The following is a 14104-nucleotide window of genomic DNA, read 5'->3' as shown; positions in this document are numbered from 1 at the left end:
AACAAGACCAAGGCCGCCTGGGACGCCGTCAGCGTCCCCGCCCAACCCAACGACCCCACCTGCACCGGCGGCCCGGGCCAGAACGACTTCTCGATGACCCTCAGCCCGAACTCGGGCACCGTACAGGCCGGCAACTCGGTCTCGTCGACGCTGAGTACGACCGTCACCTCCGGTGTGGCGCAAACCGTCGCGCTGACCGCGTCGGGTCAGCCCACCGACGTCTCCGTGACCCTGACCCCGAACTCCATCCAGTCCGGCGCGTCCTCGACGCTGACCGCGACCGCGGCGGCGAACGCGGCGAACGGCACCTACGTGATCACGGTCACCGGTACCGGCGCAACGGCCACGCACACGGCCCAGTACACCCTGACCGTGGGCAGCGGCCCGCCCGGCAACGCGCTGCGCAACGGTGACTTCGAAGCGGGCACCGCCAACTGGACGCAGAACGCCAACATCATCACCAACAGCAACCCGGGTTCCGCGCACGGCGGCTCCTGGTACGCGTGGATGATGGGCTACGGCTCCACGGCCACGGAGAACCTGAGCCAGGCCAACGTCACGATCCCGGCCGGTTCGCCGAACCTGCGCGCGTGGATCAAGACCACCACCCGGGAAACCGGCAACACGGTCTACGACACGCTCAAGATCAAGATCGGTTCGACCACCCTGGCCACCTATTCCAACGTCGGCGCCACCGGTGCCTACGTGCAACGCACGGTGAACCTGAGCGCCTACGCGGGGCAGACGGTCACCATCACCTTCGCGGGCTCCGAGGACTCGTCACTCGTCACCACGTTCCTCGTGGACGACGTGACCATCTCCTGATCGCACGCGACCGACAACGGCCTCGCTCCCGGCGCCCCACGCCGGGAGCGAGGCTTTCGCGTGCCCGCCGCCGGCGGCGGGGCGGGGCCCTGGTGTCGCCGGAGTCGTTGGGGGTGGGGTGGGTGTCGGGCGCAAGGGGGTTCGCTCGTCTCGCGCAGGTGGGGTTTCGGGGGGCGGTGAAGGGGTGACCATCTCGCGCACGGTGACCGTGTCCGCCCGCACCCGGCGCGGGTGGTCGGCCCGCCCCTCGGCTTCTCTGGAGAGTGATGGCATCGAACCAGTCCACCCCCTGGGTGGGTGCGTCGCGGGTGTTGCGCAACCCGCGGATCTGGGTGATGCCCTCGGTCATCGTGGGGCTGCTGGCCTTCCTGCTCTCCATCCTGTACATGGGCGGCATCCTCGATCCGCGCAGGGACCTGCACCGCCTGCCGATCGGCCTGGTCAACGCGGACCAGGGCGTGCCGTCGGCGGGCGGGACGGAGAACCTGGGCGCGCGCATCATCGCCGGCATCGCCGCCGCGCCCGACCCCGGGGACACGGTGTCCTGGCGCGTTCTCGACGAGGCGTCGGCACGCCGACGGATGGCCTCGGGCAAGCTGTACGGCGCGATCGTGGTGCCGGCCGACTTCACCGCGTCGGTGGCCGCCCTGAACACGCCCGCGCCGGCCGCGCCGACCCGCCCGACGGTCAACCTACTGACCAACCCCGGAGCGGGCAGCCTGGCCTCCTCGTTGTCCACCGCGATCGCCCAACAGGCCTTGCACGCCGCCTCGTTGCAGCTCGGCGCGACGCTGACCGGCGCGCCGCAGGCGGCTCCGGGGCAGACCACCACGGCCGGTCGCCTGCTGCTCGCGGACCCGATCGCGGTCGCCGTCGCGGTGGGCCACCCGATCGCCCCCCGCAGCGGACTGGGGCTGACCGCGTTCTACTACACGCTCCTGCTGGTACTGGCCGGCTTCCTCGGCGGCAACATCATCAGCAACGGGGTCGACGTCGGGCTCGGCTACGTGGCCAGTGAGATCGGCCCGTGGCGTACCGAACGCCCACTGGTACACATCACCCGCACCCATCAACTCGCGGTCAAGTGCGTGATGTCGGCCGTGTTGTCGGTGCTGACCGCGACCCTGATCATGTTCGCCACGATCGGCATCCTGGACATGGACGCGTCCCACCTGCCCCTGCTGTGGGTCTTCTCGATCTGCGCGAGCACCGCGGTGGGGCTGGGCGTCCAGGCGATCAACGCGGCCTTCGGCGGGATCGGCCAGTTGGTGAGCATGTTCGTGTTCATCGTGCTGGCGCTGCCGTCCTCCGGCGCGACCATCCCGCTCCAGGCGCTGCCGCGCTTCTACCGGGTGCTGTCCGCGTTCGAGCCGATGCGCCAACTCAGCGACGGCGTACGCGCCATCCTGTACTTCGACGCCCGCGCCGACGCGGGCCTGACCCGGGCCTGGGCGGGCATCGCCTTCGGCGCACTGGCGGGCCTCGCTTTCGGCTTCGCGATGACCACCTATTACGACCGCAAACAACTGCACCGCGTCGCCCCGACACCCGAGTAGCCCCACCGAACCCGGCCGCGAACGGGCGACCCGGGCCGATTCGGCAGGCGTCGGGATCGATGCTTCGTCTCGTCCGATATCCGCCGAACCCGGTGCCGATCCCGCTGATTCGGCCGGCCCGCGAGCACCGCGGGATATCGTGGTCGAACCCGTACCGGTGGCGAAGATCCCGGATCCGTGAGACCAAAGGACCCCTCCAGTGCCCGAGATTCGTGATTCGTCGTCGGATCGCCGTCGCCGTCGGGGGGCCGCCGCCGAGGCGCGTCCCCGGCGTGGCGAATATCTGGACGGCGATGTTCCGGACATCGACTACGACATGGAGCCGAAGTACACGGACAATCGTCGGGGAACGGCTACCGAGGCAAATGTCGGGCCGGACGTATATCGGGACGGCGATGTCCCGGACATCGACCGCGTCACCGAGCCGGAGTACAAGGGCACCGAGGTCTTGGAAGGCGACGCCCTGGACGGCGAGGTGGAACACCACGCGCCGCGCGAACACACCTCGAGTCGACGCATGCTGGAGCAGGGCCCGGACGTCTTCGGAACCGATTCGACCGCCGCAACGCGGGGGCGCGTCCCGGCGGACAAGATCCCCTCCCCGTTTCTCTCCGCTCCCGCTCCCGCTCTCGGCTCCGGCTCTGCGGGGATCGCTGCCACCGGCATGACACCGGCCCGCGGATCGAACCCCTCCGTGAACCGAACCACCCAGGTCGCCCACCCACGCGCCACGACTCTGGGCGCGGGCAGCGACCTGAAGAACTCACCGCATCGCACCCCACAACGCGGCTACTGACCCGTCCCCGGGCCGGGCCGGGCCGACGGGCGTGAGTGGGTCGGTGGTCTGTCTCGGCAGGTCCCGGCTTGGGCCGGTCCTAGCTTCGGGTGGTCATGGCCAGGAGGCGCGGGCCCGCGACGTGGCGGAAGATCGACCAGTACTCGGCGTGGCCGAGCAGCGGGGAGACCACCCGCAGGTCGGCGGCGTCGCGGATGTCCTCGTCGGCGGCGGCCAGAAGGGCCTCCACGATCGCTGCGGTCCGCGCCAGCAGGTCGCCGTTCCGGGTCTCGACGGCCGGGACGATCACGGGCCAGAAGAGCGCGTCGGAGAGGATGCCGTACGGATTGAGCAGGTAACCGACGGAGGCGTCGGGGATCACGCGGCCTTCCTGCACGGCGTCGAGTTCGGCGTCCGCCTTCAGCTCGGCAAGGTGGGGGCGCGCCTCCGGGAGCCGTTCCCACAACCAGTCGAACAGTCCTCGAAACGTCAACGCGGGCTCGCGAGACTCCGGCACGTCCTGCCCTCTTCCCATCACGTGAACCACGGTGCCCGAAGCGGCATTTGCGGTGAGATCGTATCGTTCGACCGGCCGCGGATCCCGCGCGGCCTCGCACGGCGCGGTGCGGGGGCACCGTCAGGGGTCGGCCTCCGGGCCGTTGCGTCCGCGTTTCCTGGTCGAATCGTTCGAAGCCGCGAGCCCGCCACTGCGTCCCGGTTGTGGGCGCAGGGCCTCGGATCCCCGCGCGGTTTCGATCAGTGCCGCGGCCCGGCCCATGCCCCGGGCCGCGACGCGCGCGGCCTCGGACGCGAGGTTCTGCGGTTCGGGTCTGGCCAAGTGGCGCCGCAGATCCGCGATCAGACCCATGTCGGGAACCACCGCCTCGAGGGCGGGGCGCTTGAAAGTGGACGTGAGAAAACGCGACCCCGTCACCGACGCCAGCTCGGGTTCGGCCTTCACCGACTCGACCGCGTTCAGCATGGTGTTCGCGCGCTCCGGATTGGCGTGCAGCCACGCGGTGATGCCACCCGCCACGTCGCGCATCTGAAGTGTCCGGTACAGCTCGCCGGACTCGGCCAGGATGACCGACTTGTCCCGGGCCGAGAGTCCGGGCTCCCGGAGCGCCTTGCGATATCGACCGAGCAGGTCGACGGCATCGACGGCGTGGAAGAGCTCTCGACCCGGAGGGCCCGTGGGTCGCCCGTCGTGCAGTTCGGCACGCAGGGCCGCGGCGGACTTGCCATTGCCGACCCAGGTCCCGGTGTCGCCCGGCTTCGCATAGGTGTCGGCGACGACATGACGCAGCTTGTCGCTGTCCACTTCCGGAGGCGTCGCCTTGGCCAGTTGACTTCTCGGCGATCCGGTCGGCGGGCCCTGTGGCTGAGACATATACCGACCGAACTCCTCCCATGGGGAAACGAGGAAAACCTATCGAGGAGGACCTCGTGCCACATGCGATTGCGGCACATTGCCGGTCCGGACGAGGGACTTCCCTGGACGTTCGGCCTGTTGGCCGCGACCTGTACGGCCCGGCTCGGCTTCATCCTCCATCCTTACCAAAATGTAAGTACCCGACAAAAATGTAGGTACTTGAGGGACCGCATGTGCTCCTCCAGCATGGAAGCGAGCGGCGCGCCGAGTTCACCCGGACCGGCGGCGCGCACAGGCTCGTTCGTATTTACCGGCGACACCGACGTGGAGTGGAGCGCACATGGCCGACGAGAATCGCACGCCCGTGACCGTGATCGGGCTCGGTTCGATGGGCCGCGCGTTGGCCGCGGCCTTCATCGCCGCCGGCCATCCGACGACGGTGTGGAATCGTACGCCGGGCAAGGCCGCCGCCCTCGTGGCCGCGGGTGCGGTCCACGCCGAGGCCGTGGCGGACGCGGTCGCGGCGAGTCCGCTCGTGATCACCTGCCTGACCACCTTCGACGACACGCTCGGCGCACTGGCACCCGCTGCGCGGGCATTGCGCGGGCGGGCCCTGGTCACCTTGAACAGCGGCTCCCCGATCGGTGCCCGCGAAACAGCGGCCTGGGCCGATGCGCACGGCGCCCGCTTTCTGGCCGGGGCGGTCAAGAATGTACCGGCGGCCGTGGGGGCGCCGGACACGCTGCTGTACTACAGCGGCGACAGATCCGTCTTCGAGGAGCACGAGGCGACCCTGAAGGTGCTGGGTGGCGACACCGTCCACCTCGGCGACGAAACCGACCTGGCCGCGCTGTACGAGATGGCGGTCGGTGCGATCCTGCTCCCCGCGCTCGTCGGCTTCTTCCAGGGCGCGGCCGCCGTCCAGGCCCGCGGGCTTCGGGCCGACACCACGGTGCGGTTCGCCGGCAAGTGGCTGGACATGATCAAGTCGCTGCTGCCGACCTTCGCCCAGGAGATCGACAGCGGCGACTACACCGACGCCGCCGCCACCGTGAACCTCTTCATCGCCGGAGCGGCCCACGACGAGGATTTGACCAAGGAGACGAACGTCGACACGTCCTGGCTCGCGCCACTGCACGACCTGGTGCGGCGCACGGCCGAGGCAGGCCACGGTGAACACAGCATCTCGGCCGTGACCGAACTCCTGCGCCTGCCGCCGACACAGCCGTAGACGCGACACCCGGCAACCGGTGCTCGGCACCCGGCCCCGGCACCGGCACCGAAAGGGCGCGGAGCGCCGCGTCCGCGAGGGTCAGACGCGGCTCAGTTTGTCCGGGTTGGCCACCATGCGGATGCCGTGGATGAGGCCGTCCGTGCCGGTCTCCAGGGCGATCACCGTGACCACCCGACCGTATGCGCTGATCCGCAGCGCGGGCTCGCCGTTGATCTCGGCCAGGTCGGGCACCATGTCGGCGAGGTCGACGCCCTCGTACGGGCGTTTGGTGACGCCGGCGAGCCAGGCCGCGACCTTGTCCGCGCCGACGATCGGGCGCAGCGCGGCGCGGACCTTGCCGCCGCCGTCGGTCCAGATCGTGACGTCCGGGGCGAGCAGTTGCATGAGTTCGTTGATGTCGCCGCCCGTGGTCGCGGCGAAGAACTTCTCGGTGACGGCCTTGCGGGCGCCCCGGTCGGCCGCGTACCGGGGTCGGCGCGCCCGCACGTGCTCGCGGGCGCGGTGGCCCAGTTGCCGGACGGTCGCCTCGGGCCGGTCGATCGCCGTACCGACCTCGGCGTAGGGGAAGCCGAACACCTCGTGGAGCACGAAGACCGCCCGCTCCAATTCGGAGAGCGACTCCAGCACGACGAGCATCGCCAGGGACACCGAGTCGGCCAGCGCCGCGTTCTCGGCCACGTCCGGACCGGTCGAAATCGGCTCGGGAAGCCAGGGGCCGACGTAGGTCTCCCGGCGCACCCGGGCCGAACGCAGCGCGTCCACCGCGAGGTTCGTGGCGATCCGCACCAGGTACGGCTTGGGGTCGTGCACATCGGAACGGTCCGCGGACGACCAGCGCAGCCACGCCTCCTGGACGACGTCCTCCGCGTCGGCCGCGCTGCCCAGCATGCGGTAGGCCACCGAGAACAGCAGGTTGCGGTGGTCCTCGAACACGTCCGTGTCGACCACGTGTCTCCCTCGTCCCCTCGGTCATCGTGCCCGACGAGTGGCCCGGCCTCCGGTCGGCCACTTTACGGCTCCGCCGATCCTCTTCAGCAGGCGGAACGACTTCCACGGCGAGCTGCTGACGAACTCCTTGTACATCACCGCCCACCTGCCGGTCAGGACGAACCGGCGCGGCGTGTCGTCGGGGTGGGTGAACTGGATGACGCCGTCGTGGCGTCCCAGACTCACCGGCTGATGGATGTACCCGAACCGGAACGCCTCGGGCTCCCTGCCCTCCACCTGCCGGGCGATCGACGCCGCGGCGTGCGCCCCCGTCGGGATGCCGCTCTGACAGGTGCCGTGGATGACGCCGTACGTCTGGCGGACCGCCGCCGCGTCGCCGATCGCGTACACCTGCGGGTGGGAGACCGAGCGCAGCGTCGGATCGACCACGATCCGGCCGCGCTCGTCGACGGTGAGACCCGCTTCGGCGGCCAGTGGCGACACCCGTACCCCGGTCGTCCACAGCAGCGCGTCGGCGTGCACGAGCTCGCCGTCCTCCAGTTCGGCCGCGTCCGGGAGCACCTTGACGATCGTGGTGGCGGTGCGGACCCGGACGCCGAGGCGGTCGAGGGCCGCGTGCAGGTGGGCGCGCGCCTTGGCGCCCATCATCGCGCCGGGCTCGTGCCGGCTGAGCAGGACGACCCGCAGGGCCGGGTGGTTCTCGGCGATCTCCGCCGCGGCCTCGATCCCGGTCAGGCCGGCGCCGCCGATGACCACGGTGCCGCCGGTCGCGTCGAGCTCGGTGAGACGTTCGGCCAGCCGGCCGGCCGCGGCGGCGCTGTCGAGCGTGAAGGCGTGTTCGCGCACACCCGGCACCGTCACGGTGTCGGCGACACTGCCGAGCGCGTACACGAGGGTGTCGTAGCCGATCGACCGGTCGTCGTGCAGCCGGACGGTACGGCCGGCCGCGTCGACGTGCGTCACCCGCGCCTGCACGAAGTCGATTCCGGTGCCGCGGAGCATGTCGGGAATCCGAAGATCGGCGAGCTCTTCGCCGGCGGCCCGCTGGTGCAGCCGCAGCCGCTCGGTGAACCGGCCGATCGGGTTGACCAGGGTGATCCGGACGTCGTGTTTGCGGGTGCGCCGGGCCACACCGAGCACCGCGGTCATGCCCGCGTAACCGGCCCCGATCACCAGGATGCGCTGTGTCATGGTCCTTCCCTTCCTTGTTTGCCCCCGTGGACGGGAAGGGTCGGCAGAACGTGACATGACCTCGTGCGTGATCCAGGTCACATAAGTTCGGTCACTCCGGGTATCGGGTGCCGAGGTTTCGTTCCAGGAGCTCGGTGGCGGTTCGGACGCCGACCGCGGCCGGGCCGTCGGGCGCGGGCAACCGGCCGTCGGACCGGATCAGTTCGGCCAGCGCGGTGTCGATCGCGGTGTGCGCGGCGAACAGGCACGGCGTGCTGTAGATCGCCGCGTCCACGCCCAGGTCGGCCAGTTCGGTCAGGGACAGGCGCGGCGACTTGCCACCCGCGATCTGGTTGAACAGGAGCGGCTTGTCCGCGACCGCCGCGCGGATCCGGCGGATCCACTCGACGCTGCGCACGCCGTCCACCAGGACCACGTCGGCGTCGGTCTTGGCCAGCGCCTTCGCGCGGCGCAGGATGTCGTCCGGCTCGGTGGCGTCGGTGCGCGCGACCACGACCAGGTCGCCGCGGCAGTCCAGGACCCGGGTCAGCTTGTCCAGGTAGTCGTCCAGCGGCAGCAGCAGTTTGCCGTCGGCGTGACCGCAGCGCCGGGGCCGCGCCTGATCCTCCAGGATCACCCCGGACGCCCCGGCCCGGTCCAGCCGCCGCACCACATGGCAGGCCACCTCCGGATCGCCGTACCCGTCGTCGATGTCGACCAGGAGGTGCTGCCGGGGAAAGGCGAGGCGCAGGCGTTCGACGAACGCCACCATGTCGGGCCAGGCGATGAAGCCGATGTCGGGCAGCCCGTAGTACGAAGCGGCGAAGCCGAAGCCGGAGACGAAGAAGCCGTCGAAGTGGCTCGCCGCCAAGGACGCGGAGTACATGTCATGGATGCCGACCAGCGGCGTGGTCCGCGTGCCGGCCAGGTCGTCTCGCAATGCGCTGCCGTAGAGCACGAGTTCTCCGAGGGTCGGGCGCGGAGCCGAGGTCGAACCCGACACGTCTCCGAAGCGGGCGGAGCACCTGCGGTCGCCCGAAGACCCGGTCTCCATGTGTAGCCATGTGACTACACAGGCAGTATGGAGATCTTGGTCGATTCATGTCAATCCATACCAACCGCCCGCCCTGGGGGACGTATCGCGAGGTGGTCGGCGGGAGCGGGTGAACCTACGCACGCGCGCCGGTCAGGTCGCGGCTACCCGGTCGACCTCGACCACCTCGACCATCCGGCGCAGTCTCGCCTCGACCCGGGCCGCGTCCCGGGCGAGCACGGTGACCTCCACGGTGGCGGCCCCGAACTCGGTGGACACGTACGTGAGTCGGCGTACGCCGTGGTTGTTCAGCGTGGTGGCGACCCGGGCGAGCACGCCGTGGCCGTGGCGCATCCGGGCCACCAACCGGGCGGTCTCGCCGACGGGATCGACCGCGTCGCCCTCGGGCGCGGCGAGCGGTGCGGGCGCTGCGGCCGGGGCCGGATCGGCGAGGCTCGGAGCGGGATCGGCGAGGCTCGGGGCGGGCCCCACGAACCGGGGGGCTTCGAGGACCTGGGTGCCGTCGTCAACCATGAGTCGCTGTTCTCCTGTCGCTGTGCGGGGGATCGGGTGGCGTCGACGAGCGTCGGAGGCGGGGCCGGGCCGGGAAAACAGAAAGACCCCTCGCGAAGCGCGAGAGGTCTGCGTGCGGACGGTGGGCCGCAGGGAAGTGGTCGTCCTGGTCAGCCCGGTGTCGGCACGCTGCCGGTAATAATCATCCGACGTCGCATGACGTCGAACCTGGCACACCCGCCCCGCGCCGTCCAACGCGTCTCATGATGCGGATGCCGAGGACCGATCCCCGGACGACGACGCCCGGCCGGCGGATGCCTTCGTACCGATTCGGGTGCCGACGGCGCCCGGTCGAACGACCGGGCGCCGTCGGGGTGTCTCAGAACTTGATCCACTCGCTGGACGTGGTCACCGAGTCCAGGATGTCGACGATCGGGTCGATGCCCAGGCCGGGGCCGGTGGGCACATCGAGGTGGCCGTCGGCGAGTTCGAACGGCGTGGTGATGTCGGTGGCGTAGTAGCGACGCGAGGCCGAGGTGTCGCCGGGGAGGATGAAGCCGGGCAGCGCGGCGAGCGCCACGTTGGCGGCCCGACCCAACCCGGTCTCCAACATGCCGCCGCACCACACCGGTACGCCGTGCGCCACGCACAGGTCGTGGATCGCCTTGGCCTCCAGGTAGCCGCCGACCCGACCGGGCTTGATGTTGATGATCGACGCGGAGCCCAGGGTGATCGCCGCCGCGGCGTCCTCGACCGACTCGATCGACTCGTCCAGGCAGATCGGCGTGCGCATCTGCTTGGCCAATTGGGCGTGCTGGACCAGGTCGTCGTCGGCCAGCGGCTGTTCGATCAGCAGCAGGTCGAACGCGTCCAGCTTGGCCAGTTGACGCGCGTCGGCCAGCGTGTACGCGGCGTTCGCGTCCACCTGCAGCAGCAGATCGTCGCCGAACCGCTCGCGCACCGCGCGCACCGGCGCCAGGTCCCAGCCCGGCTCGATCTTCAGCTTGATCCGCACATAGCCCTCGTCGACGAACTCACCGACGGATTCGAGCAGTTGCGGGATCGAGTCCATGATCCCCACGGACACCCCGCACGGCACCCGGTCCCGGGAGGCGCCCAGGAACGATCCGAACGACTGTCCTGCGGCCCGCAGTTGGGCATCCAGTACGCCGGTCTCCAGCGCCGCCTTGGCCATCTTGTGGCCCTTGAACGGCTTCAGCGCCCGCTTGACCGACAGGGCGTCCACCCGCTCCGGCAGCGCGGGGATGAAGAAGCGCTTGAGCACGTCGACCGCGCCGTCCACGTACTCCGAGTTGTACAGCGGATCGGACATCGCGACGCACTCGCCCCACCCCTCCGCCTCCGGCGTGACCACGCGGAGCAGCAGGATGTCGCGTGCGGTCTCGACGCCGAAGGAGGTGCGGAACGGCGCGCGCAACGGCATCGCGATCCGGCGCAGTTCGATTCCGGTGATCTTCATGGTGCCTGGACTCCTGATCGTTGGGGGGTCACGCGGCGGTGTCGCGCGTGAGGACGTAGCGGGACTTGTCCTGGAAGCCGATCACCCGCGCGCCGTCGGCCAGCAGGCCGCCCAGCACCTCGCGCAGGGCGATCCGCCAGTCCTTGGCGGCGCCGGGGTCGGTGCGCCGCAACTTCTCGATGTCCGCGGGGACCTCGACGAGCAGGTGGTCGGCGTCCGTCCGGCCCAGGACCGGCAGGTCGCCCTCGACGGACAGCGCGGCCACCGCACCCGCCGGCACCGCGACCGGGATCGGCGTAAGGTTCGCGGCCGCGACCACCCTGGGGTCGGACAGGTCCCAGATCACCAGCGCGCGGTCGGTGTCGGTACCGCCGTTGATCGCGTCGTCGACCGAGCCGTAGAAGTTGGGCAGGTAGCCGTCCGGGCGACCGGCCAGCTTGGTCACGTTGAAGTGGGCGTTGCGCCGGATCAGCGGATCGTAGGTCCAGGTGATCCGGGTCACGCCGCGGGCCAGGGCCCAGTTGCGCTGGTGCAGCTTGAGCGCGAACCCGGCCGCGTGGCCGGGGCGGGCGCCGGTGACGTGTGAGTGCATCGTGCGGGCGATGGGAGCGCCGAAGAACCCGACGGTGGCGCCGACGATACGCCCTTCCGCGTAGGCCCCGGCGACGTAGTTCCCGGCGTGCGAGAGTGCGCGCATCTGTTCGACGGACATCGGCGCGTTACCCGGTCCGGTCCCCCAGATCTCGCAGAACAGGGTGAACGCGTCTTCGAGCTCGTGGAGTTCGTGCAGCTCCCGAATGACCACGGCGCTCATCGGACCGCCTCGATCAGACCGGCGAGCAGCAGCGCGCGCGGCGCCAACTCGGACACGATCACGTGCTCGTGGTCGGCGTGCGCACCGCCGCCGACCGCGCCCAGGCCGTCCAGGGTCGGGCAGCCGACGCCGGCGGTGAAGTTGCCGTCGGAGGCACCCCCGACGGCCGCGGCACGCAGCGGCGGCAGACCGCTGCCGCTCGCCACCCGGTCCGCGAGGTCGAACAGCGCGCTGGAGGAACTCTCCTCCAGCGGGGGTCGGTTGGGACCGCCGAGCACCTCGAGCCGAGCACCCGGCACGGTCGTGGGCAGCGCCCGGATCAACTCGTCCACCCGCTCCTGGGCCTTGATCGTGGGCACCCGGACGTCCACGGTCACCCGGGCCCGATCCGGGACGGTGTTGGACACCGCGCCCGCCTCGACCACCGTGGGGGTCACCGTGGTGCGCCATCCGTCCAAGGCGCCCTCGTCCGCCAGATCGGCCAAGCCGCCGAGCGCGAGCACCAGGTGCGCGGCCTCGATCGCCGCGTTGATGCCCCTCTCCGGCTCCAGGCCCGCGTGCGCGGCCTTGCCGTGCACGACCAACTCGTACTGGGAGCCACCCTTGCGCCCGGTCTTCAGCGCCCCACCGTCGGCGGACGCCTCCAAAACGAAGGTCGCCGCGCAGCCGCGGGCCGAGTCCTCGATCAGGGCGCGCGAGGTGGTCGAGCCGACCTCCTCGTCGCCGGTGATCAGCACCCCGATGCCGTCCAGCGAGGGCAACGAGGCGAGCGCGTGGAACATCTGGACCAGACCGGCCTTCATGTCGAAGACACCCGGCCCCCGGGCGATCCCGTCCACGACCGACCACGGGTGGGTGGCCAACGAGCCCATCGGCCACACCGTGTCGTGGTGCCCGACCAGCAGGACGCGCGGTGTGCCGAACGTCCACTGCAGGTGGGTCACCCCGTCCAGCACGATCCGGCGCGGCTGCACGCCGAGGTGACGCGCACCCTGGGCGGCGACCACGTCCGCGCTGCGCGCCACCGCCGCCAAGTCGGCGGAGAAGGACTCGCAGCGCACCAACTCGGCCAGGTCGGCCAGCATCGCGTCGGTGTCGAACACGGGTGCACCGGCCGTCGAACCGGCCGTCGCGCCGCTCATCGGGCCAGGCCCAGCTCGGCACGGAACAACCTGTGCACATTGCCGCCGAGGATCGCCATGATCTCCTTCTCACCCAGTCCGCGCCGCACCAACGCCTCGGTGAGCGCGGGAAGTTCGGCCGGGCCGTTCAGCCCGGGCAGTTCGGTGGTGGCGTCCACGCCGGTGTAGTCGACGCCCTCGCAGCACGGCGGGGTGATGTCGGCGAGCACCTCGCGCAGGAAGTCGGGGCCGATCCCGACGTGGTCGACACCCACCAGGTCGATGATGTGCTCGATGTGGTCGACGAGCCCGTCGATGTTCTGCCGGTCCCGGTCCCTGGACAGGAAGTCGGGCACGAAGTTGACGCACACGACGCCGCCCGTGGCGGCCACGCCCCGGATCTGCTCGTCGGTCAGGTTCCGGTGGTGGTCGCACAACGCCCGGGCACCCGAGTGGGTGGCGATCAGCGGACGAGTCGCCTCTTCCAACACGTGTGCGACACCGACCGCCCCCAGGTGGGAGATGTCGAACACGATGCCGAGCCGTTCCATCTCGCGCAGCGCCTCGACACCGGCGTGGGTCAGCCGGCTGCCGGTGGCGTCCTCACCGCTGCCGTCGCCCAGCGCGGAGCGACCCCAGTGCGCGATCGAGGCGACCCGGACGCCGAGGCGGTACAGCGTACGGAACAGTTCCAGGTCGGCGTCCACGCCGGGCGCGCTCTCCAACGCGAGCACGAGCGCGATCCTGCCGGCGGCCAGCGCCGCGTCGATGTCGTCGCCGTCCAGGCACAGCCGCACCTCGTCCGGGTTGCCCTCGGCGATCGCGTGCGCGCACTCGACCATCCGCAGCGTCCGCCGCAGCGCGCCCTCCGGACGGAACTGGTCGTCCACGAACACCGGCAGGACCTGGATGTCCACCCCGCCCTCGCGAAGCTGGGGCAGCCATTGTTCCCGGAAGAAACTCGCCCACCGGCTTGGTGGTCGTTCGACCACGGCCATCAGGAGGTCGTTGTGCGTGTCCGCCACGACGGCACGGGTGTGCAGCTCGGCGCTCATATCGCGTCCTTCCGGTCGATGTGTGATCGACGCTAGGCCGCGCCGCGCACCGGGTGCTTCGTTCGAATGGCCAATGCCGGCGACACTTTCCGTCACCGGGCACCAAGCCACAGTGTGATCGCCTCGCTTCGATATCGACGGTTCACCACCGGATCCGCCCCCCGCGAGAGAGGGATTCGGACCCATAGGTGGGCCTCGACGAAGAACC

General features: G+C 70.6%; 13 protein-coding genes and 1 pseudogene. 4 read left to right on the top strand and 10 right to left on the bottom strand.

The window, feature by feature from the left end; translation table 11 throughout:
- The 3 genes and pseudogenes from ACZ4FV_RS15640 to ACZ4FV_RS15630 form a co-directional block, all read left to right on the top strand.
- Nucleotides 1-825 (top strand): annotated as a pseudogene (locus ACZ4FV_RS15640) (hypothetical protein); the annotation flags it as partial.
- A gap of 266 nt (nt 826-1091) precedes the next feature.
- Entirely contained in the window at nt 1092-2381 is a 1290-nt protein-coding gene (locus tag ACZ4FV_RS15635) for a YhgE/Pip domain-containing protein (protein WP_402232593.1), read from the top strand.
- A gap of 199 nt (nt 2382-2580) precedes the next feature.
- Nucleotides 2581-3177 carry a hypothetical protein gene (locus ACZ4FV_RS15630; protein WP_465322772.1) on the top strand — a complete coding sequence of 199 codons (597 nt, stop codon included), beginning with the start codon at nt 2581-2583 and terminating at the stop codon, nt 3175-3177.
- Nucleotides 3178-3256: 79 nt separating this feature from the next.
- Here ACZ4FV_RS15630 and ACZ4FV_RS15625 read toward each other — a convergent pair whose 3' ends face one another.
- Entirely contained in the window at nt 3257-3673 is a 417-nt protein-coding gene (locus ACZ4FV_RS15625; RefSeq protein WP_395859297.1) for a hypothetical protein, read from the bottom strand.
- A gap of 120 nt (nt 3674-3793) precedes the next feature.
- A complete protein-coding gene (locus ACZ4FV_RS15620) occupies nt 3794-4546 on the bottom strand; it encodes a hypothetical protein (RefSeq protein ID WP_395859296.1) in 753 nt (250 codons plus the stop codon).
- Between the two features lie 322 nt (nt 4547-4868).
- Here ACZ4FV_RS15620 and ACZ4FV_RS15615 point away from each other — a divergent pair, with 322 nt between their 5' ends.
- Nucleotides 4869-5759 carry an NAD(P)-dependent oxidoreductase gene (locus ACZ4FV_RS15615; RefSeq protein ID WP_395859295.1) on the top strand — a complete coding sequence of 297 codons (891 nt, stop codon included), beginning with the start codon at nt 4869-4871 and terminating at the stop codon, nt 5757-5759.
- Between the two features lie 81 nt (nt 5760-5840).
- Here the strand turns inward: ACZ4FV_RS15615 and ACZ4FV_RS15610 are convergent, their stop codons facing one another.
- The 8 genes from ACZ4FV_RS15610 to ACZ4FV_RS15575 all read right to left on the bottom strand — a co-directional run bounded on the left by ACZ4FV_RS15610 (nt 5841) and on the right by ACZ4FV_RS15575 (nt 13896).
- Nucleotides 5841-6710 carry an RNA polymerase sigma-70 factor gene (locus ACZ4FV_RS15610; RefSeq protein WP_402232589.1) on the bottom strand — a complete coding sequence of 290 codons (870 nt, stop codon included), beginning with the start codon at nt 6708-6710 and terminating at the stop codon, nt 5841-5843.
- Nucleotides 6711-6731: 21 nt separating this feature from the next.
- Nucleotides 6732-7901 carry an NAD(P)/FAD-dependent oxidoreductase gene (locus ACZ4FV_RS15605; RefSeq protein WP_395859293.1) on the bottom strand — a complete coding sequence of 390 codons (1170 nt, stop codon included), beginning with the start codon at nt 7899-7901 and terminating at the stop codon, nt 6732-6734.
- A 91-nt stretch (nt 7902-7992) separates the two neighbouring features.
- Nucleotides 7993-8838 carry an isocitrate lyase/PEP mutase family protein gene (locus ACZ4FV_RS15600; RefSeq protein WP_395859292.1) on the bottom strand — a complete coding sequence of 282 codons (846 nt, stop codon included), beginning with the start codon at nt 8836-8838 and terminating at the stop codon, nt 7993-7995.
- Between the two features lie 228 nt (nt 8839-9066).
- Nucleotides 9067-9447 (bottom strand): hypothetical protein, encoded by a 381-nt coding sequence (locus ACZ4FV_RS15595; RefSeq protein ID WP_395859291.1) that lies wholly within the window; start codon nt 9445-9447, stop codon nt 9067-9069.
- 358 nt (nt 9448-9805) lie between these two features.
- Entirely contained in the window at nt 9806-10906 is a 1101-nt protein-coding gene (gene menC, locus ACZ4FV_RS15590) for an o-succinylbenzoate synthase (RefSeq protein ID WP_402232587.1), read from the bottom strand.
- 28 nt (nt 10907-10934) lie between these two features.
- On the bottom strand, nt 10935-11720 hold the full coding sequence (locus ACZ4FV_RS15585) for a GNAT family N-acetyltransferase (protein ID WP_395859289.1): 786 nt from the start codon (nt 11718-11720) through the stop codon (nt 10935-10937).
- A complete protein-coding gene (locus ACZ4FV_RS15580) occupies nt 11717-12862 on the bottom strand; it encodes a M20 family metallopeptidase (RefSeq protein WP_402232585.1) in 1146 nt (381 codons plus the stop codon). The genes ACZ4FV_RS15585 and ACZ4FV_RS15580 overlap by 4 nt, the downstream gene beginning before the upstream one ends.
- On the bottom strand, nt 12859-13896 hold the full coding sequence (locus ACZ4FV_RS15575; RefSeq protein ID WP_395859287.1) for a dipeptidase: 1038 nt from the start codon (nt 13894-13896) through the stop codon (nt 12859-12861). Before ACZ4FV_RS15575 ends, ACZ4FV_RS15580 begins: the two co-directional genes overlap by 4 nt.
- Between the last annotated feature and the right edge of the window lie 208 nt (nt 13897-14104).

The sequence above is a fragment of the Embleya sp. NPDC025285 genome (assembly GCF_055558835.1).
This window is presented reverse-complemented; position numbering and strand designations above follow the sequence as displayed.